General features: G+C 55.4%; 18 protein-coding genes. All 18 read right to left on the bottom strand.

The window, feature by feature from the left end; all coding sequences use genetic code 11:
• Nucleotides 1-91: 91 nt before the first annotated feature.
• On the bottom strand, nucleotides 92-1,723 hold the full coding sequence (locus tag QU606_RS00090; protein ID WP_158080547.1) for a TniQ family protein: 1,632 nt from the start codon (nucleotides 1,721-1,723) through the stop codon (nucleotides 92-94).
• A 361-nt stretch (nucleotides 1,724-2,084) separates the two neighbouring features.
• Nucleotides 2,085-3,752, bottom strand: a complete 1,668-nt coding sequence (locus QU606_RS00085; protein WP_019821343.1) for a TnsD family Tn7-like transposition protein — start codon at nucleotides 3,750-3,752, stop codon at nucleotides 2,085-2,087.
• 16 nt (nucleotides 3,753-3,768) lie between these two features.
• Nucleotides 3,769-5,229, bottom strand: coding sequence for an ATP-binding protein (locus QU606_RS00080; protein ID WP_019821342.1), 1,461 nt, complete (start codon nucleotides 5,227-5,229; stop codon nucleotides 3,769-3,771).
• Nucleotides 5,226-7,394 carry a Mu transposase C-terminal domain-containing protein gene (locus tag QU606_RS00075; protein WP_019821340.1) on the bottom strand — a complete coding sequence of 723 codons (2,169 nt, stop codon included), beginning with the start codon at nucleotides 7,392-7,394 and terminating at the stop codon, nucleotides 5,226-5,228. The genes QU606_RS00080 and QU606_RS00075 overlap by 4 nt, the downstream gene beginning before the upstream one ends.
• Complete coding sequence (locus QU606_RS00070; RefSeq protein ID WP_019821338.1) at nucleotides 7,391-8,245, bottom strand: TnsA endonuclease N-terminal domain-containing protein; 855 nt, start codon at nucleotides 8,243-8,245, stop codon at nucleotides 7,391-7,393. Before QU606_RS00070 ends, QU606_RS00075 begins: the two co-directional genes overlap by 4 nt.
• A gap of 283 nt (nucleotides 8,246-8,528) precedes the next feature.
• A complete protein-coding gene (gene glmS / locus QU606_RS00065) occupies nucleotides 8,529-10,361 on the bottom strand; it encodes a glutamine--fructose-6-phosphate transaminase (isomerizing) (RefSeq protein WP_024078248.1) in 1,833 nt (610 codons plus the stop codon).
• A gap of 10 nt (nucleotides 10,362-10,371) precedes the next feature.
• Nucleotides 10,372-11,139: a DeoR/GlpR family DNA-binding transcription regulator gene (locus QU606_RS00060; protein WP_304998012.1), complete on the bottom strand. Its 768-nt coding sequence runs from the start codon at nucleotides 11,137-11,139 to the stop codon at nucleotides 10,372-10,374.
• Nucleotides 11,140-11,369: 230 nt separating this feature from the next.
• Nucleotides 11,370-12,737 (bottom strand): bifunctional UDP-N-acetylglucosamine diphosphorylase/glucosamine-1-phosphate N-acetyltransferase GlmU, encoded by a 1,368-nt coding sequence (gene glmU, locus QU606_RS00055; RefSeq protein WP_024078250.1) that lies wholly within the window; start codon nucleotides 12,735-12,737, stop codon nucleotides 11,370-11,372.
• Nucleotides 12,738-12,860: 123 nt separating this feature from the next.
• Nucleotides 12,861-13,277, bottom strand: a complete 417-nt coding sequence (locus tag QU606_RS00050; protein ID WP_024078251.1) for a F0F1 ATP synthase subunit epsilon — start codon at nucleotides 13,275-13,277, stop codon at nucleotides 12,861-12,863.
• Between the two features lie 44 nt (nucleotides 13,278-13,321).
• Nucleotides 13,322-14,698, bottom strand: a complete 1,377-nt coding sequence (atpD, locus tag QU606_RS00045; protein ID WP_024078252.1) for a F0F1 ATP synthase subunit beta — start codon at nucleotides 14,696-14,698, stop codon at nucleotides 13,322-13,324.
• Nucleotides 14,699-14,725: 27 nt separating this feature from the next.
• Nucleotides 14,726-15,586, bottom strand: coding sequence for a F0F1 ATP synthase subunit gamma (gene atpG / locus QU606_RS00040; protein ID WP_003233565.1), 861 nt, complete (start codon nucleotides 15,584-15,586; stop codon nucleotides 14,726-14,728).
• A gap of 50 nt (nucleotides 15,587-15,636) precedes the next feature.
• Nucleotides 15,637-17,181, bottom strand: coding sequence for a F0F1 ATP synthase subunit alpha (gene atpA, locus QU606_RS00035; RefSeq protein WP_003177064.1), 1,545 nt, complete (start codon nucleotides 17,179-17,181; stop codon nucleotides 15,637-15,639).
• 21 nt (nucleotides 17,182-17,202) lie between these two features.
• Nucleotides 17,203-17,739, bottom strand: a complete 537-nt coding sequence (locus QU606_RS00030) for a F0F1 ATP synthase subunit delta (RefSeq protein WP_053258794.1) — start codon at nucleotides 17,737-17,739, stop codon at nucleotides 17,203-17,205.
• Nucleotides 17,740-17,751: 12 nt separating this feature from the next.
• Entirely contained in the window at nucleotides 17,752-18,222 is a 471-nt protein-coding gene (locus QU606_RS00025; protein WP_015886647.1) for a F0F1 ATP synthase subunit B, read from the bottom strand.
• A gap of 57 nt (nucleotides 18,223-18,279) precedes the next feature.
• Nucleotides 18,280-18,537 carry a F0F1 ATP synthase subunit C gene (gene atpE / locus QU606_RS00020; protein WP_002555987.1) on the bottom strand — a complete coding sequence of 86 codons (258 nt, stop codon included), beginning with the start codon at nucleotides 18,535-18,537 and terminating at the stop codon, nucleotides 18,280-18,282.
• Between the two features lie 133 nt (nucleotides 18,538-18,670).
• Nucleotides 18,671-19,540: a F0F1 ATP synthase subunit A gene (gene atpB, locus QU606_RS00015; protein ID WP_024078254.1), complete on the bottom strand. Its 870-nt coding sequence runs from the start codon at nucleotides 19,538-19,540 to the stop codon at nucleotides 18,671-18,673.
• Nucleotides 19,541-19,556: 16 nt separating this feature from the next.
• Nucleotides 19,557-19,964, bottom strand: a complete 408-nt coding sequence (locus QU606_RS00010; RefSeq protein WP_024078255.1) for a F0F1 ATP synthase subunit I — start codon at nucleotides 19,962-19,964, stop codon at nucleotides 19,557-19,559.
• A gap of 148 nt (nucleotides 19,965-20,112) precedes the next feature.
• The gene (locus QU606_RS00005; RefSeq protein ID WP_024078256.1) at nucleotides 20,113-20,985 is read right to left on the bottom strand and encodes a ParB/RepB/Spo0J family partition protein; all 873 of its coding nucleotides are present in this window, start codon (nucleotides 20,983-20,985) and stop codon (nucleotides 20,113-20,115) included.

The raw sequence follows: 20,985 nt of genomic DNA, 5'->3' as shown, positions 1-20,985 counted from the left end.
GGTGGACCCTGCTCCGCGTCTACGCTTAGGAGCCAGATGGGATTTTTATTATCACCTGAGGTTGGCAGACGCTGACGGAATACAGATGCCCTCAAAAGCTTATTGGAACCGGTGGTCCCTCCCAATTCCTCGATACGCCGGTAGATCTGAGCAAGGCCTCCGCGTCGACTCCGGTTCTTGCCAAGCTTTCCAGATCCCACTCGAAGAAACTGGAAAAAACCAGGAAAACCTTGCTTGCTACCGCTGAGGTCAATCTTACCGTCGAGTAATTCACCGGGAGCTTCATCCTGATGAGTTCAGAGACAGTCCACACCAAAGTTCTTAGACGGAAATGCCATACTGACTCTTGATGAATCTTGATCTGTTGATAAGTAAGGGGAAACTTCTGCTTGCGCAGATCCAGTTCATGAGGTAACGAACTTGGGAGCAGCGATTGCAAATTCCGAATGTTCACTCTCTTCGGATCTTTCGTAACTTTGTATAGCTCATCTACGCCCGCTTCGATAAGGGCTGCATACGCGCCGTCTCTAGAGTCGACAGACTTCTCGGCCGTAACTGCAACTTTTTTAGGTGCACGGAGTTTTGCCATTAACCATGCGTTATCATTTTCTAGAATCCATTGCGTAGGTTTGTACGCTTTCTTCCAGAGGTACTCGACATCGGCGTCGGCACGTAGCGCTAAAAGCAACTCAATTTTTTGGCGATATCTAGTTTTTTGGTTAGGATGCGATTCTTCGCCTTTGGGAACTCGCGGAGAAATAGAGGCACTCAGCAGGATAGACTCATTCTTCAGAGCCTCTTCAAAGTCATCTGCACTGGAAAACAAATGAAGAGCAATGATCAAATGCCGCGCGAGCGGCATATTTAGCTGACCTTTGTCTGATTTGAGCCGGATCCATTGCTCATGCTTCCCGGTGTTATAGGCTGGATCAATCTGCGACAAAAGCTCATCGCCGTAAGCGCTTTGGATGCTGTCGAATAGTTTTGCGATACCCGCATTTTTTCCGAAAATGAATCCGCGTTTCTTGCATTGGCGGACGTAGCACGAACTTAATACCGTACTGCCTATCGGAGGAATATTGCGTTGCAAGATATCGTGTGCGAACAGGGCGACTTTCTGTTCCAGATTTGAGCCCTTGTGAGTCGCTGCGCTGTTTAAGGGGCTCCAGCCGCACGCGCATGGCTCAGTCAGATTGGGAAGTAGCTTCAATTTTCGGTAGAACGGGCGAGAGCACTCGGGGCAGGCATGGATCAATGCGTCGCCATGACGCCAACAGACGGCAACACCGGGTATCTGGTGAGATCGATGCCAGTAGGCAGAACCCCGATCAATCAAATCCTCCTGAACGCAGGTAGGACAAAGCTTAGCCTTGCCATGGGTGGACTCTTCTCTGCGGGGCACCCGTACCACCCCGTCATAACCGAGCGGTCCTACGTTGTTCTCCGGACCCTGCTTAACCCCAAGAAAAGGTCGGTAAGCAGGAAAAGTCGTGTTGCTACTGATCAGCTCTGCGAGATTGCTCTCCGATTGCCCCGGCAGCCTGTGGGCGAGCCTCTCGATCTGCTTGGGTACGATGCCACCAATGCAAAAGGGTTTCGATGCGAACAAATCGCGGTAGGTTTCTGTCGCGGTTCTATTGCCTGACAGATAGTGATAGCGGGTGACACGAGAGTGCAGCATTTCATCCGGCATCGATACGGGGAAAAATAATAGATCAGACATCATTTACCGATTAAAGGTAGGGCTCGAAGAGAACGTGCATCCGAGGGCAGTATATATGCAACCCGTAAAATTCTGTATCCGGCCTGGATTTGGAAATGACACAGCCGCTCAACTTTGAATCGTAGTGAATTCATTTAAACCCTGCCGCGACCGTACTCCTTGAATACAACACACGTATCGATAACCCGCGTAGGTCAGCCCATGGCGATTGCTCGCAGGTTAGTACATTTTACTTGCTGATCGTGATCATGCGTATTCCGGACCTATTCTGGAAGGTGCAAATTTTCATTAACAGAAAAACAATGTGTTCACGGTGAATTAATTCAGAACGTTTTTTAGATGGAGGGAATGGCGGGCTGGATTACAGCGTGGGCCGAATGCTCGCGACCCGGTAGAGCGAAGAACGTGATACAGGCTTGCCCTCCGAGAGCAATTTGCGTCTAGCCCATCGCAGACGCCTATCGTGAAAGCCTTCGATTGATTCACATACTTTGTCGAGCATTGCTGCACAGAGAGGAAGCTTGCAGAGCTGCTTTTCGAAGCGAGACAGAACATGAAGCTCCCGGCCAATTCTGGTACGCGAGATGCGGACAGGCTTACCCGCAAGAGCATAAAGCGCTTCAGCACACTGACGGACTTCTTCGGCCAGTCTCGCATCGAGGGCAGCGAACATTTCGGCGCTATTTAGACGGGGCGTACGATGGGGGCTTGGGTTTACAGTTGACTCCGAAAGCCACTGCCTATCGTGGCGATACAGCCACGCATACCCCCTGCATGCATGTGCTTTGTAAAAGCGATAATCAGCCTCGAAAGCCGCGCGTCTTGCGCATAGCTCAATGTGAAATCGTGCCTCCCTCCAAGCACCTTGCCCGCCGGCTACATTTCGGATGTGACGATAGACATACGCCAATGAAACGCCTAGAACGGCAGCGATCTTTTTGGCATCAGCTCCCTCAAGAGCATGTTTCCACACAGCGGCTGACGAACAGTCCAGGCCTTCACCAGGCATCACCGGAGAAAGGCGCGTGTGAAGTCGAATGTGAGCTTTCGGACCACACGCCACCGCCTGTTTCATTGGGCGTTGACCATGCAGCAAGCTCACCATGTCAATGCCCAGAGCACCGGCCAATAAAATGTATTTGAGCGGATGGTGGGAGGTTATTGGCGTACGAAGCAGCTTCATGACCCATGAGGCGGGTGTACCTGCACGAACTTCTCCGAGTATAGAAAATTCCCATTCTCGCGGGAGTGCAGCAAAAAAATCGGCCATGTGCTGCGCCAGCATGTGCAGGTGCAAGCGATGGTTATCAGAGGCAAGGTTAAGCTGCGTTGCCCTTTGTAAAAGCGTGTAGCGCACCGCCTCCGCCGACAAAGCACTGACTTCAGACTCGATGACCTGAAGTGATCGCAACGCTATTTCGTGAAGCGGCGGCATGCGCAGCAACGGGGTATCGAGAAGTACCGTGTGTGCTTGCACATTCTCATCACTCGGCAGATTGAGTTGTCGAGAGCTACGGCTGGACCAGCGAGGATCAAGGATCCTAAGTGACGTGCCGTGATGCGGACATACCAGCACGCCTGGAAGCATGTGGACCCTGTGCCAGTAAGCAACTCCCCGTTGGGCCTGATCTTGGGCGATACATTCTGGGCATAACCGCACTCGGGAGGCGAATCCAATACGGCTCGCGTTGACGCCCAGCTTCAACATCAAGCCCTTCCCATCGGCAGTCATCAGCGTCCGAGCGTGTTCTACCTGGCTCATACTCAAAAACGGCGCATAGTAGGGTAATAGCGTGTGACGCATGAGGACCTCGGCTATCGATAGCTCGGTACCGCTGGGTAGCGCGTCGACAAACTCCCCTAAATGACTTGGGAATGCCACATTTTGCGAAAATGCTGCCGCCGATTTCAGTCCGGCAAATGCTTCTTGGCAATTACGAACACCGCAAAGACGGGCATAGCGAGAAATCACGCTGTGCAGCGTCTCGTCGGGAAACGCGGCGGGGAAGAAATGGAGTTTAAGGTGCACTTCGCCACCTCCCGACTCACGCTTTGTGGTACATCGGTGAGAACTCAAACAGGTCCTCGTTGAGCCAGCCCGCAGCGCGCAGAGCATCGAGGGGAGCGTCATGTTCGCTTAGCGCTGTAGCCTCTGAGTTTTCCACTGCAGTAGCAATTGGCGATGGGTGGCCTTTCGCAAGAATGGTTGGAGATGGGTCTACCGGCTTCTCACGGGATACAACACTTCGAAGCAAGGCAAGGCGATCCTCTCGTGCCAAACCATCGAAGACCATCATTTCGCTCAGCTGATCCTCAATCGGCAGCAAATCGTCGAACTGTCGCATCCGCTTCGGATCTCGGCTACGCAGAGCTGAAAGGGCTGGCTTTAGAATCTGCATTTTTGAGTTGCTTACCTTCACCAGGACCTCGGCAGTCAAACACTCCGAGCCACTCTGGACCGCATAACGCTGACTCAATACCAGCAGCTTGACCAGGAAATCTGTGACGCCTTGAGTGTGCTCATACAGCGTGTCGAAAATCTCGTCGGTCAGCTCAGCAGTCTGTTTGCACCACTGATAGCTCCAGAGATTTTCGACTAACAACCGCCACTCCTCATCATCTTTCTCGAATCGTTTGAATTCCAGCGTACCGGCACCACAGACTCGGCGGGCAGTCCGCATGACTTCTGAGAACAGGCTAATCGTAGAGTTCGTGCCACTGAAAACGACCGGGATACCAATGTTGTTAACCAAGTGCAGAAAGAAATTCAGCATGCTCTCCTTACCACCGGTTTTCGCCAAGTGGAGGTTTTGCAGCTCGTCGATTAACAAGGCGCCGATGAAAAACGTGCTGGCCACCTGCTCCATCTGTTGCAGCGCATCATTGATGTTTCGATGCCTGTAGCGCTTGTGATAGTCCTTGTCTCCTAGAGCGTCACCAACTGCATAAAAAAACTGCTGGCAAAATCCAGCCAGCGATCCATCCCGAGGGCAGTCAAGCTTCAGCCAAGTGATTTGGGTATGAACAAACTGCTTTCCCTCATAACGCTCATGACGGATTGTCTGTGGATAAAGGCTCAAAATGGCGTGGAGTGCCGTCGACTTGCCAATGCCGCTCAGGCCGACGACGGTGAACGTTTCTGCAGTGGACTTGAACGCATCGTGGTAACGCTGAGCCCCCGATAAAGAATGCAAATGCCGGACGGTAGCGGGCGACATCGGGTTACGCCCAACATACCCTCGACGGATGAGCAGTGAAAACAGGGCCTCCAGTTCCAGGTGTAACAAAAACGGCTGCACCACGGTTCTCAACCGGTCGATACAGTGAATTCGAGTGGATCCTTCGAGGGTCAGCTCTTTCGGATCCACCGGCTGAGGAAAATTCGAGATCAGCTCAATAGCCGCCGCCTCCGACAATATCGGAGGCAAAGCTTCGATAAGCGGATTGCCCGCATACTCACTTATGTCCTGTTTGACGTAATTGGCAAACGTCTGCGCACCTTTCATTTTGCCTGTCCTGGCCGAATTCTTTTGAGCAAATCGATAACCTGCGCAGTTCGCTCGCCGGCATATGAGTCATGCGCTTTCGGTGTCAATTCAGATTGAAGTGAAGCTGGCTCCGCCCTGACGCCTTCAGGAACAACCGCATTTTCACGCTCACGGAGACGTTCTTCTGCGCGGTTCTCGCGGATGTTCCCAGTGGCCTCTGCCTTGGTGGGCGGAGCAGGTTCCAATTTTCGTTCTGCGAGCGCATGACTGATGATCTGGTGGACCTGATCGCTAAGCTGGACACGGCTTTCCAGCTCGGCTCGCCGGCGAGTAGGCGGTTTTTGGCGATAGGCTTCGAGCAGATCAAAAATCTCGTCCGAGCGGTAATTCGCGTAACCGGCATCCGATCGTCGAAGATCACAGCGGATAAACTGCTTGGCCTCTCCCTGGATCCAGATGTGCGCCGCAGAGTTCGGATCGAACCAACACTCTATTGACCAAACGCCCCCTTTGCGAGCCTTGGCAAACCAATCTTTCTCTATGGCCATATCACACACGTAGTGCATGCCGCGAAACATCACCCCGCCCTTTTGAACGGTCGCGCGCTCGCGCGGCAAGAGATGGAGGTAAACCAGCTCGTCGGGACGTTTGTTGGATTCGATCAGGTCGTTTTCGCAGGCCCAATTCCATATCCCGTTGGGCGTAGGTTCAACGCCGTCATTCATCATCGCCTGAGTCAGTCGGTCAGGCTGTCGATGGTGCCGGTTATAGTGGAGCACGCAATTGATGAGTATCTGGGTGAACTCTTTGAGGTTCAGCGTGGCATCGAGCCGGTAATCTCGCTCGCCTCGCTCTTTGTCTCGCGCAGCTACCCCGCCAGGTAGCCATCTGATACCCGTCAAATCATTCAAAATGCCAAACCGACTTTCTACCATAGGCTTCCAATCAGGCCGATAAGGCGGAGCAGTGCCCATCTCAATTCCCAAGCCTGACGATAGCCCCTCTGCTGCCAGTGACAACATCTCTCCCCTGTCGGCGTAAATCTGGTGGGGCAGGTGGTGACAATTCCAATCATCTGAATTGATTTCAACGCCGTTCTGAGCGCAGAACTCGACTTTGGAGGTAAACGCGTTGAACAGCGCTTGCCTCGCCCCGTTCCAACTGGGACCTTCCAATCCTACATAGAGGCCAACAATCATTCCGGAGAAACTATCCACAACGATATAAACTACGGGCCGGCCAATGAGCATCCGTCTAGAGTAGCTGTTGACCAAATAAATATCGGCAATAGTTGCGTCGATTTCGAACTGATGACACGGTCCACGCAGCCAATCGCGAACGGTACCTGAAAGCGGACGGCAGTCCTTTAACCACTTCCTCAACCCTTTACGGCCACGCTCGGTTTCAATTTCGTCGAAAAAAATCTGTCCCCAATATCTGAACTGCCTCAGGCTGGGCAGCTCTAAGCTAGGCAGCAAACGAAGCTCTTCTTCACTGTTTTTAGAGATGTCTCGAACCGAGTAGAATCTTCTCAACATTTCGTCATATGCGCTCGAAATAGAAGACTTTTTATCTTTTACATAAAGGGAATACCCAACTCGGATGCATCGTTTATCAACCGCACCGAGCATCTTGGAAGGCGCAGTAAGAACGCCTTGAAACTTAGGCTTTCGCCCTGGAGGCCTACTTGGATCATATTTTCTATCGGCAACACCTACCGCCGAGTAATTATTAAGCAATGAGTTTCGAACTTGACCATAAAACCAATATCGGTAAAGAAGCCGATAGATAGTTTTTCGCTGGATTCCGAGCTCTGACGCCCGTTTGCTAACAAGCCGGCCTAACTCCCCCCGTACAAATATTTGTCCTGGATATTCAGGATCTAGCAGAGGGGCGATGACGGCCCACTTTTCGTCCCGGCCTTGCTTGGCTCTCTCATCCAACTGCTCCTCAAGCACAAGCATAAACTCGGGCGTGGTGATGGCTGCTGGTTTGGTGTGACCAGACGCTAGCGAGCGACGCAGCTCATCAAGACCAACAGCGTACGGCTGCCGGGGAGGGTCAGCTAGATCTATCACAACTGCTAAGTCATGCGTTTCATCCTGGTAAATGAGCCTGGCTATCGTAGAGATGACCGACAGATCGGTAACAGGCTCGAAAACGTCATTAACGAGAACAGTCATGACATTTTCTCCATCAACGATACTTGGGCAGGGATCTGGAAAACTTCGAAGTCAGGAACTAGACCAGTAAGGTGGAGAGGAGTGTTAACCAAATCTATTTTCAGTATCTTGTTCCAAACCAGATGGAAGAAAATTGCTTGAGCATCTATATAGGAAATGGACAGAAGGCATGCTATTTTTCTTAGACAGGTGGCCAAGGTCCACGAATATTCCCGGCTGTTTGCTAGGCAGTCGATAAAATTCGAATGCAACGGGACTTTCATTAAATCGCGATGCAGCTTCGAGTATTTTCTGATTAGTCCAAGATTTTTTATCAAATCTCGTGTAAAAAACTCATCTGTGACGATCTTCCAATCAACACCTTGGCTATGCCAAAAGCGCTTTTCAATCTCAAGTTTTTCAAGCGTGCGGTTACTTCCTTTGCCAACTAGGTCGGATCGATACTTCACAGTTCTAGCTACCGACTTAAAGTTTCCGTTCAAGTCCTTAACAGTTAGCAGGAAATCTGTTGTCATTACATAGGGCAGTGTCGTTCTAGGGTATCTGGGATAACGTACATCTATTGCCGACGCTATCGCTTGCGCACGCTCTGTAGGTAGTAACGGATATTGCTCACGGATATCCACGACGTTTTCAGAAAATTCACACACAAGGAAGTACGAACGCTCGAGATCTGACAGTAGGTGATGAATCCTCTCGATCTTCACACCTTGGATCTTGTGCGAACGACCTATCGACGGGACATCTTGTACCCGCAGCCAAGGCACGTAGCTTGCCCCGGCGCCTTCGCCAAATCCATTTGCAATATGCCGTTCAATGTCTTGCTGTGATGCAAACTTACGACCTCGCAACCCACGCCTCCTCAGTCGATGCGGACCGCTTCACCTCACGCCGAGAAAAAGTCGTAGAAGGACATGACCGCCGTAGCGGCCATATTTCAAAGCGTTTTCTAGACTACACCCGCGGAGAGTTGAAGCGATGAATCCAGACCAAAGGGAAAGCCTGGAAAGGAAAAACCCCCATAGATACGGGGGTTTGGGCCTTGTGTCAATCTATGTTCATGAGTGTCAAACTTTATTGTTTTGTGTCAATCTTTATTGTTCAAAACCAGTTGGGCCTCCAGGGTAAAGCGGGTTACTCCACCGTCACCGACTTCGCCAGGTTACGTGGCTGGTCAACGTCGGTGCCCTTGAGCACCGCGACGTAGTACGACAGCAGCTGCAGCGGGATGGTGTAGAGGATCGGCGACAGGGTGTCGTGGATATGCGGCATATTGATGACGTGGGTGCCTTCGCCGTTGGTCATGCCAGCTTTTTCGTCGGCGAAGACGATCAGTTGGCCGCCACGGGCGCGGACTTCCTGCAGGTTGGACTTGAGCTTCTCCAGCAGTTCGTTGTTTGGCGCCACGGTGACCACCGGCATGTCGTCGTCCACCAGGGCCAGCGGGCCGTGTTTGAGTTCGCCGGCCGGGTAGGCTTCGGCGTGGATGTACGAGATTTCCTTGAGCTTCAGGGAGCCTTCCATCGCTACCGGGTACTGGGCGCCACGACCCAGGAACAGGGTGTGATTCTTGTCGGCAAACAGCTCGGCAACTTTTTCTACCGTGCTGTCCATGGCCAGGGCTTCGCCCAGGCGCGTCGGCAGGCGGCGCAGTTCTTCTACCAGGGTGGCTTCGACACCGGCGGCCAATGTGCCACGTACCTGACCCAGGGACAGGGTCAGCAGCAGCAGGCCCACCAGTTGGGTGGTGAACGCCTTGGTGGAGGCGACGCCGATTTCGCGACCGGCTTGGGTCAGCAGGGTCAGGTCGGACTCACGCACCAGGGAACTGATGCTGACGTTGCAAATCGCCAGGCTGGCGAGGAAGCCCAGTTCCTTGGCGTTACGCAGGGCCGCCAGGGTGTCGGCGGTTTCACCGGACTGGGAGATGGTCACGAACAGGCTGTCGGGCTGCACCACCACCTTACGGTAGCGGAACTCGCTGGCGACTTCGACCTGGCAAGGGATGCCGGCCAGTTCTTCCAACCAGTAACGCGCAACCATACCGGCGTGGTAGCTGGTGCCGCAGGCGACGATCTGGACATTGCGTACTTTGGCGAACAGCTCGGCGGCCTGCGGGCCAAAGGCGTTGACCAGCACTTGCTTGTCGCCCAGGCGACCTTCCAGGGTGCGTTGCACCACGGCGGGCTGCTCGTGGATTTCCTTGAGCATGAAGTGGCGGAACTCGCCTTTGTCGGCGGCTTCGGCACCGTCGCGGTATTGCACGGCTTCGCGCTCGACGGATTGACCGTTGACGTCCCAGATCTGCACGCTTTCACGGCGGATGTCGGCAATATCGCCTTCTTCCAGGTACATGAAACGGTCGGTGACCTGGCGCAGGGCCAGTTGGTCGGAGGCGAGGAAGTTCTCGCCCAGGCCCAGGCCGATCACCAGCGGGCTACCGCTGCGGGCGGCGACCAGGCGGTCGGGCTGGCTGGCACTGATCACAGCCAGGCCGTAGGCGCCGTGCAGCTCCTTGACGGTGGCCTTGAGGGCGACAGTCAGGTCACCGAGGTCCTTGAGCTTGTGGTTCAGCAGGTGGGCAATGACTTCGGTGTCGGTGTCCGAGGTGAACACGTAGCCCAGGCCCTTGAGTTGTTCGCGCAGCACTTCGTGGTTTTCGATGATGCCGTTATGCACCACCGCCAGGTCACCGGAGAAATGCGGGTGGGCGTTGCGTTCGCACGGCGCACCGTGGGTAGCCCAACGGGTGTGGGCAATGCCCAGGCGGCCGACCAGCGGCTCACCGAGCAACGCCTGCTCCAGCTCGCTGACCTTGCCTGGGCGACGCATGCGTTCGAGCTTGCCGGCGTTGGTGAAGACAGCCACACCGGCGCTGTCATAGCCACGGTATTCCAGGCGCTTGAGGCCTTCGAGCAAGATGGCGGTGACGTTGCGTTCAGCGACTGCGCCTACAATTCCACACATGGTGTTTCTCCTAGATGATTGCCACGCATATCAGCGTAATGCCGCGGGCTTGGATCTGGTCGCGGGCCTCGAGCGGCAGGCGATCATCGGTAATAAGGGTATGGACGCTGCTCCAGGGCAGTTCCAGGTTGGGAATCTTGCGGCCGATCTTGTCGGATTCGACCATCACCACCACTTCCCGGGCGACTTCGGCCATCACGCGGCTCAGGCCCAGCAATTCGTTAAAGGTGGTGGTACCGCGCTGCAGATCGATGCCGTCGGCACCGATGAACAGTTGATCAAAGTCGTAGGACCGCAACACCTGCTCGGCGACTTGCCCCTGGAACGAGTCCGAATGGGGGTCCCAGGTGCCGCCGGTCATCAACAGCACCGGCTCGTGTTCCAGTTCGCTCAAGGCGCTGGCCACGTGCAGGGAGTTGGTCATCACCACCAGGCCGGGCTGATGGCCCAGTTCGGGGATCATGGCGGCGGTGGTGCTGCCGCTGTCGATGATGATGCGGGCGTGTTCGCGCAGACGCATCACGGCGGCACGGGCGATAGCGCGCTTGTAGGCCGAGATGGGCTGGGCCGGATCACCGACCAGTTCCTGGGGCATGGTGATTGCGCCGCCGTAGCGACGCAGCAACAGGCCGTTGCTTTCGAGGGCGGCCAGGTCCTTGCGGATGGTCACTTCCGAGGTTTCGAAACGCTTGGCCAGTTCGTCCACGCTGACTTCGCCCTGTTCATTGAGCAACGTCAGGATGTTGTGGCGTCGTTGGGGTGTATTTCGTTTCGACATGGTAATGATAAGTTTCGTTTCGAAAGATAACGAAGGCAATCAAAACCTATTGGCAAGATATCGTCAAGCGTCGGGAACAGATTTTTCGAACAACACACGACAAATGTGGGAGGGGGCTTGCCCCCCGATTGCGGTAGATCAGTCGATCTAAAATATTGACTGAAAATTCGCCATCGGGGGCAAGCCCCCTCCCACATTTGGATAGCACTGCTGATGAGGCTGTGGATAACTCAGGTCTTTTTGATTTTGACCGGACGCTTCCATCCGTCAATGTTGCGTTGGCGGGCGCGGGCTACGGCCAGTTGGGACTTATCCACATCCTGATTGATGGTGGAACCGGCAGCGGTGTTCGAGCCATCTCCGATGGTTACAGGTGCAACCAACGAATTATTGGAGCCTATAAACACATCCTCACCAATAGTCGTCTGATACTTGTTGGCACCGTCGTAGTTGCAGGTGATGGTGCCGGCGCCGATGTTGGTCCGCGCACCGATCACAGCATCGCCCAGGTACGTTAAGTGGCCGGCCTTGGCGCCTTCGCCCAGATGGGCGTTTTTCAATTCGACAAAGTTACCCACATGGGCCTTGGCTCCCAACACGCTGCCCGGACGCAACCGTGCAAACGGACCCGCATCACTGCCCTCGCCCATCACGGCACCGTCGATATGACTATTGGCCTTGATCACCACGCCTTTGCGCAGGGTGCTGTCCTTGATCACGCAGTTCGGGCCGATCACCACGTCGTCTTCGATGATCACGCGGCCTTCGAGGATGACGTTGATATCGATCAGCACGTCGCGGCCCACGGTGACTTCACCACGTACATCAAAACGCGCCGGGTCGCGCAGGGTCACGCCCTGGGCCATCAGGCGGCGGCCTTCACGCAGTTGGTAGTGACGTTCGAGCTCTGCAAGCTGCTTGCGGTCGTTGGCGCCTTGCACTTCCATAGGGTCGTGGGGCTGCTCGGTGGCGACCAGCAGGCCATCGCTGACAGCCATTTCGATCACGTCAGTGAGGTAGTACTCGCCCTGGGCGTTGTTGTTGGACAAACGGCTCATCCAATCCGCAAGCTTATTGGCAGGGACCGCAAGAATACCGGTGTTGCCTTCGGTAATGGCGCGCTGGGCTTCGCTGGCGTCCTTGTGCTCGACGATGGCCGCGACCTTCCCGTCAGTGTTACGCACGATGCGCCCGTAGCCGGTAGGGTCATCCAGCTCTACGGTGAGCAGGCCCATCTGGCCAGGTACTACATGCTTGAGCAGGCGTTGCAGGGTTTCGACTTCGATCAGCGGCACATCGCCGTAGAGGATCAGCACGGTGTCGGCTGTGATGAACGGCACGGCTTGGGCGGTGGCGTGACCGGTCCCCAGTTGCTTGTCTTGCAGAACGAAATTCAGGTCATCCGCGGCCAGGCGCTCACGCACCACATCAGCACCATGGCCGATCACCACGTGGATACGTTGTGGGTCCAACTGCCGGGCACTGTGGATAACATGCCCGAGCATGGAGTTACCCGCGACCGGGTGCAGCACCTTGGGCAATGCCGAACGCATGCGGGTGCCCTGGCCTGCGGCGAGAATGACGATTTCAAGAGACATGAATGGCTACCAATCCTGGGCGGTCCGGCTTCAGACCAGAGAAGTATTTTGCTAAAAAAGAAAAAGGGTAGCCGAGGCTACCCTTTTTAATCAATCGCGCATGAAGCATGACGGCGTGGCCGCTTACTTCTTGCGGATCTGCTGGAGCGTGCGCAGCTGAGCTGCAGCCTCGGCCAGACGTACAGCAGCAGCGCTGTAGTCGAAGTCCGCACCTTTCTCGTGCAGGGCCTTCTCGGCAGCCTTGACGGCTTCCTGAGCAGAAGCTTCGTCCAGGTCGCCAGCACGTTGCACGGTGTCGGCAAGTACCTTGACCATGTTCGGCTGAACCTCGAGGAAACCACCGGAGATGTAGAACACCTCCTTTTCCCCGCCTTGCTTGGTCAGCGTAATCGGACCTGGCTTCAAGCTGGTGATCAATGGCGCGTGGCCCATGGCAATACCCAGGTCACCGAGTTCGCCGTGTGCAATCACCATTTCTACCAGACCGGAGAAGATTTCCCCTTCCGCGCTGACGATATCGCAATGGACTGTCATAGCCATCTGATTGCCTCAACCTGATGAGCGCCCGTTGCCGGGCGCCGGGATTACAGTTTCTTGGCTTTCTCGATCGCTTCTTCGATGCCGCCGACCATGTAGAACGCTTGTTCTGGCAGGTGGTCGTAGTCACCGTTGAGGATGCCTTTGAAGCCAGCAATGGTGTCTTTCAGGGAAACGTATTTACCCGAGGCACCGGTGAAGACTTCAGCCACGAAGAACGGCTGCGACAAGAAGCGCTGGATCTTACGAGCGCGGGATACCAACTGCTTGTCGGTTTCCGACAGTTCGTCCATACCCAGGATCGCAATGATGTCCTTCAGTTCTTTGTAACGCTGCAGCACGTACTGAACGCCGCGAGCGGTGTCGTAGTGCTCCTGGCCGATCACGTTCGGGTCCAGTTGGCGCGAAGTCGAGTCGAGTGGATCGACCGCTGGGTAGATACCCAGGGAAGCGATGTCACGGGACAGTACGACGGTGGCGTCCAAGTGGGCGAAGGTGGTCGCAGGCGACGGGTCGGTCAAGTCATCCGCAGGTACGTATACCGCTTGGATCGAGGTGATCGAACCTTCCTTGGTCGAAGTGATACGTTCTTGCAGAACGCCCATCTCTTCAGCCAGGGTCGGCTGGTAGCCTACTGCCGAAGGCATACGGCCCAGCAGTGCGGATACTTCAGTACCGGCCAAGGTGTAACGATAGATGTTGTCGACGAACAGCAGAACGTCGTTACCTTCGTCACGGAACTTCTCGGCCATGGTCAGGCCAGTCAGGGCTACGCGCAGACGGTTTCCCGGCGGCTCGTTCATCTGACCGTAAACCAGTGCCACTTTGTCCAGAACGTTGGAGTCCTTCATCTCGTGGTAGAAGTCGTTACCCTCACGAGTACGCTCACCCACACCGGCGAACACGGAATAACCGCTGTGCTCGATGGCGATGTTACGGATCAGTTCCATCATGTTTACGGTCTTGCCTACACCGGCACCACCGAACAGACCGACTTTACCGCCCTTGGCGAACGGGCAAACCAGGTCGATAACCTTGATGCCGGTTTCCAGCAGGTCGTTGCCGCCAGCTTGTTCCGCGAACGAAGGTGCTGGACGGTGAATGCCCCAGCGCTCTTCGGTGTCGATCGGGCCAGCTTCGTCAATCGGGTTACCCAGTACGTCCATGATCCGGCCCAGGGTCGCTTTACCGACCGGTACGGAGATGGCAGCGCCAGAGTCGACAACGTCCAGACCGCGCTTCAAGCCTTCGGTAGAACCCATCGCAATGGTACGAACTACGCCGTCGCCCAGCTGCTGCTGAACTTCCAGGGTAGTTTCCGCGCCTTGTACTTTCAGCGCGTTGTAGATGCTCGGTACGCTGTCGCGTGGAAATTCCACGTCGATAACGGCGCCGATGATTTGAACGATACGTCCGCTACTCATAGCTGGATCCTCTGAATATTTGAACCGTTAAACCGCGGCAGCGCCGCCGACGATTTCCGAGATCTCTTGGGTGATCGCAGCCTGACGCGCCTTGTTGTAGATCAGCTGCAAATCGCTGATCAGATCACCGGCGTTATCGGTAGCGTTTTTCATCGCGATCATCCGCGCCGCTTGTTCAGCTGCGTTGTTCTCGACCACCGCCTGGTACACCTGCGACTCCACGTAGCGCACCATCAAGCCGTCAAGCAGCTCTTTGGCGTCTGGTTCGTAGAGGTAGTCCCAGTGGTGCTTGAGTTCCTGATCCGGGGTCGCCACCAGTGGGATCAATTGCTCCACGGTTGGCTGCTGGGTCATGGTGTTGATGAACTTGTTGGATACCACGGACAGGCGGTCAATCCGGCCCTCCAGGTACGCATCCAGCATCACCTTCACACTGCCGATCAGATCATTGATCGACGGTTCTTCACCCAGGTGGCTGATAGCTGCAACGACGTTACCGCCGAAGTTACGGAAAAAGGCCGCACCCTTGCTACCAACGACACACAGATCGATCTCGACGCCGTTTTCGCGGTTTACCGCCATGTCCTTGACCAGGGCCTTGAACAGGTTGGTATTCAAACCACCGCACAAACCACGGTCACTGCTCACTACCACATAACCCACACGCTTGACTGCGCGGTCGATCATGAACGGGTGGCGGTATTCCGGGTTGGCGTTGGCCAGATGCCCAATTACCTGGCGGATACGCTCCGCATAAGGACGGCTAGCAGCCATACGCATTTGTGCCTTGCGCATTTTGCTGACCGCCACTTTTTCCATGGCGCTGGTAATTTTTTGCGTGCTTTTGATGCTCGCAATCTTACTGCGAATCTCTTTTGCGCCTGCCATGTAACACCTATCAGGTTAGCAAGCGGGAGCCTTGCGGCTCCCGCTGCGGCTTACCAGGTTTGGGTGGCCTTGAACTTCTCGATACCGGCTTTCATGCCAGCGTCGATATCGTCATTGAAGTCACCCTTCACGTTGATCTTCGCCATCAATTCGGCGTGATCGCGGTTGAAGTAAGCAATCAGCGCTTGTTCAAAGCTGCCGACCTTGGCGATTTCAACGTCGGTCAGGAACCCACGCTCAGCGGCATACAGCGACAACGCCATGTCAGCGATCGACATTGGGGCGTATTGCTTCTGCTTCATCAGCTCGGTAACGCGCTGACCATGCTCAAGTTGCTTACGGGTCGCTTCGTCCAGGTCAGAAGCGAACTGGGCGAATGCCGCCAGTTCACGGTATTGAGCCAGAGCGGTACGGATACCACCGGAGAGCTTCTTGATGATCTTGGTCTGAGCGGCACCACCCACACGGGATACCGAAACACCGGCGTTCACTGCAGGGCGAATGCCCGAGTTGAACATGGCCGATTCCAGGAAGATCTGACCGTCGGTGATGGAAATCACGTTGGTCGGAACGAACGCGGAAACGTCGCCAGCCTGGGTTTCGATGATCGGCAATGCGGTCAGGGAACCGGTTTTGCCGGTCACTGCGCCGTTGGTGAACTTCTCTACGTATTCTTCCGAAACGCGGGATGCGCGCTCCAGCAGACGGGAGTGGAGATAGAACACGTCGCCTGGGTAAGCTTCACGGCCTGGTGGACGGCGCAGCAGCAGGGAAATCTGGCGGTAAGCCACTGCTTGCTTGGACAGATCGTCATAAACGATCAGCGCGTCTTCACCGCGGTCGCGGAAGAATTCACCCATGGTGCAACCGGAGTACGGTGCCAGGAATTGCAGCGCAGGAGATTCCGAAGCACTGGCAGCCACGATGATCGTGTTGGCCAGGGCGCCGTTTTCTTCCAGCTTGCGAACCACGTTGGCGATGGTCGACTGCTTCTGACCAATGGCTACGTAGACGCAGAAAATGCCGCTGTTCTTCTGGTTGATGATCGCGTCGATCGCCAGAGCGGTTTTACCGATCTGACGGTCACCGATGATCAGCTCACGCTGGCCACGGCCGACAGGGATCATGGCATCGACAGCCTTGTAGCCAGTCTGTACAGGCTGGTCTACCGACTTACGCCAGATCACGCCTGGAGCAACTTTCTCGACCGCATCGGTCTCGGTGTTGCCCAGTGGACCTTTACCGTCAACAGGGTTACCCAGTGCGTCGACTACGCGACCCAGCAGTTCCTTACCAACCGGAACCTCCAGGATGCGGCCGGTGCACTTGGCGCTCATGCCTTCAGCCAGACTGGTGTACGCACCCAATACAACGGCACCTACGGAGTCTTGCTCCAGGTTGAGGGCCATACCGTAGACGCCGCCCGGAAACTCGATCATCTCGCCGTACATGACGTCGGCCAGACCGTGAATCCGCACGATACCGTCAGATACGCTGACGACAGTGCCTTCGTTACGGGCTTGGGAGGTCACATCGAGCTTGTCGATGCGGCCCTTGATAATTTCACTTATTTCGGAAGGATTGAGTTGCTGCATTGCTCTGCTGCCCCTTCAAACTCAAGATTTCAATGCTTCGGCAAGTTTCGCGATTTTGCCGCGAATCGAGCCATCGATAACCAGGTCGCCGGCGCGGATAACGACACCACCAATCAGGGATGCGTCCTCCGTAGCTTGCAGGCGCACTTCCCGATTGAGTCGTGCACTGAGAACCTTGGCGAGTTTGTCTTGCTGTTCTTGGTTCAATGCAAAAGCACTGGTCACTTCAACGTCTACCGATTTCTCCGCTTCGGCCTTGTACAGGTCGAACAGAGCGGCAATCTCCGGCAGTAGCGGGAGACGGTCGTTTTCGGCAACGACGTGGATGAAGTTCTGCACTTTCACATCAAACTTGTCGCCGCACACTTCAATAAAAGTGGCGGCCTTGTCTGCGCTCGTCAGGCGCGGGGCCTTGAGCACGCGCTGCATGGTGTCATCTTGCGACACTGCTGCAGCCAGGCCGAGCATGGCTGACCAAGAGGCCAGCTGCTGGTGGGCCTGGGCGTGCTCGAAGGCTGCCTTAGCATAAGGTCGGGCCAACGTGGTCAGTTCTGCCATGATCGCCCTCGCTTAAATTTCAGCAGCCAGTTTGTTAACCAGCTCCGCGTGCGCGTTTTGATCGATTGTGGCACCGAGGATCTTCTCTGCACCGCCGACCGCCAGAGCACCCAGTTGGGCACGCAGCGCGTCTTTGACGCCGTTCAGTTCCTGTTCGATCTCGGCATGAGCCGAAGCCTTCACACGGTCAGCTTCGACGCGGGCTTTTTCAACAGCCTCTTCGACGATCTGGTTGCCGCGCTTCTTGGCTTGCTCAATGATTTCAGCTGCCTGTGCTTTAGCATCGCGCAGTTGATGACCCACTTTCTCTTGGGCCAACTCCAGGTCGCGAGCTGCACGGCTGGCAGCGTCCAAACCATCAGCGATCTTCTTCTGACGTTCGTGCAAAGCCGCGATGACCGGAGGCCACACGAACTTCATGCAAAACACTACAAAAATGAAGAACGCAACGGATTGGCCAATCAGGGTTGCATTAATGTTCACGCCAACACCTCGCTCATTCGTTGTCCATCACCCCAATCAACTCGAAAATTCGAGTGATTAGCCAGCGAGTTGACCAACGAAGGGGTTCGCGAAGGTGAAGAACAGAGCGATACCAACGCCGATCATGGTTACGGCGTCGAGCAGGCCGGCAACGATGAACATTTTAACTTGCAGCATTGGGACCATTTCTGGCTGACGCGCTGCGCCTTCCAGGAATTTGCCGCCCAGCAGGCCGAAACCAATGGCAGTACCCAGGGCGCCCAGGCCGATCAACAGTGCAACAGCGATAGCGGTTAGACCAACTACAGTTTCCATCTTTCCTCCCGACTTTTACGTCGTATGGTTTAGGTTTTTTAGATTTTAAAGCGGTAAAACAAATCGTTTCATAGCCCTTTCAGGCCACCTTCCCGTTTCACCGGGAAGGACATCAGACTAGTCGAGACTGGTCTTAATGGTTCTCTTCGTGCGCCATCGACAGGTAGACGATGGTCAGCATCATGAAGATAAACGCCTGCAGGGTGATGATCAGGATGTGGAACACAGCCCACGCCCACTGCAGAACAACGCCCAGGCCGCTAAGCCAGAGCAGACCACTGCCGAACATCACAGCGATCAGAATGAATACCAGCTCGCCGGCATACATGTTGCCGAACAGTCGCAGTGCCAGGGAAATCGGCTTGGCGACCAGGGTTACGAATTCCAGCAGGAAGTTCACCGGGATCAGCAGGGCTTGAACGAAGATGTTCTTGCTGCCGAACGGGTGCAGGGTCAGTTCGCCGATGAAGCCGCCGATGCCCTTGACCTTGATGCTGTAGAAAATGATCAACGCGAACACCGACAGGGCCATGCCCAGGGTGGCGTTAGGATCCGTGGTGGAAACCGCACGGAATGGAATGTGGTGATCGCCGGAAATCAGGATGGCCAGTTGAGGAATCCAATCGACCGGTACCAGGTCGACGGCGTTCATCAGGAACACCCAGACGAAGATGGTCAGTGCCAGCGGTGCAATCACCGGGCTACGGCCATGGAAGCTGTCTTTCACGCTGCCATCGACGAATTCGACCAATACTTCAACGAAGTTCTGCAAGGCACCCGGCTGACCGGAGGTCGCCTTCTTTGCCGCCATGCGGAAAATCAGGACGAAGATCAGACCCAATGCGACCGACCAGCCCAGAGTATCCAGGTGGAAAGCCCAAAAGCCCATTTCCTTGGCTTCTGCTGCGGTGTGGGCGAAGCCCCAGCCGCCGTTGGGAAGCTGACCAAAGGTCAGGTTCTGCAAGTGGTGCTGGATATAGCCCGAAGCGGTTGTTTCTGCCATGGTTGCCTCAAACGCCCTAAGGTTTCGAAAGTCTTGTTTTCATTAGCAGGGGAGCGAACCAGCTGACCAGTTGGGTCAACACGAAGACGCCGAATACAGCCAGCGGCGCCAATGGCTTCACACCTGCAAAGGTCAGTGCAAACAGCACTGCCGTCAAAATCAGTTTCCCCGCCTCGCCGGCATAAAAAGACCGGACGATGGCCTGGGCTGCTCGGGCGCCGGAAAACCGAAAGGCCCTGTGAGCAAAATACATATTGGGCAGCAAGGCTATCAGGCCTCCGCAGAGTCCTGAATACCCGGCTACGACTCCATGCCAGTACCAAAGCGCCAATGCGGCGATCAGCACCATGACAAATTGAGCCAATAAAACCGGGAAAACGGCCAAGCGATGGAACGGCAACGTGTTTGGCGTGCGGGTTTCCATCACTCTTGCTCCTCAATGGTCGGCTGCCGGAAATCAATAACTTGGCATAATTTGTGCCGACAAAATGCGCGCAGAGTATAGGGGCGGTTCTGCCCCTATTCAACTGCCGGGTAGTGATTTCCGATCACGCGCTACATAAGCAAATGTTTCAGCGAATGTGGGCAAGGACGCCCTGAAGCTCATCGAGCGAGTTATATCCGATGACCAATTGGCCTTTGCCTTTCTTGCCATGGCGAATTTGCACCGCAGAGCCCAGGCGCTCGGCCAGGCGCTGCTCGAGACGCGCGATATCCGGATCAGGTTTGGCCGTTTCGACCGGTGCAGGTTTGCCACTGAGCCACTGGCGAACCAGGGCTTCAGTCTGACGAACGGTGAGACCTCGTGCGACAACGTGTCGCGCCCCTTCAACTTGTTGATTTTCCGGTAAACCGAGCAAAGCGCGGGCATGACCCATTTCCAGATCGCCATGGGAAAGCATCGTCTTGATGACTTCCGGCAGAGCGATCAGGCGCAACAAGTTGGAGACCGTGACGCGGGATTTACCCACCGCCTCGGCCACTTGTTGCTGGGTCAGCTGGAATTCCTGCTGCAAACGCTGCAGGGCGATCGCTTCTTCGATCGGATTGAGGTCTTCTCGCTGGATGTTCTCGATCAACGCCATGGCGATGGCAGTTTCATCCGAGACATCGCGCACCATCGCCGGGATGGTTTCCTTGCCGGCCTGCTGGCTGGCGCGCCAGCGGCGCTCACCGGCAATGATTTCGAAGCGGCCACCACCAATCGGGCGTACCACGATCGGCTGCATCACGCCCTGAGCCTTGATCGAATTGGCCAGCTCTTCAAGCGCTTGGGGATCCATGTCCCGCCGTGGCTGGTATTTACCGCGCTGGATCAGGTCCAGCGGCAGGTGTTGCAGCTCACGCTCGTCGGCCTGCACCGCTTGTTCTTCAAGGGTCGTGACAGTCGGACCACTCAGGAGCGCATCCAGTCCACGTCCGAGACCTCGTTTCTTGACGGCCAT

Source organism: Pseudomonas sp. OVF7 (genome assembly GCF_030644265.1).
Lineage (GTDB): Bacteria > Pseudomonadota > Gammaproteobacteria > Pseudomonadales > Pseudomonadaceae > Aquipseudomonas > Aquipseudomonas gorinensis.
Note: the sequence above shows the minus strand (reverse complement) of the source record. Positions and strands in the feature narration are given on the sequence as shown.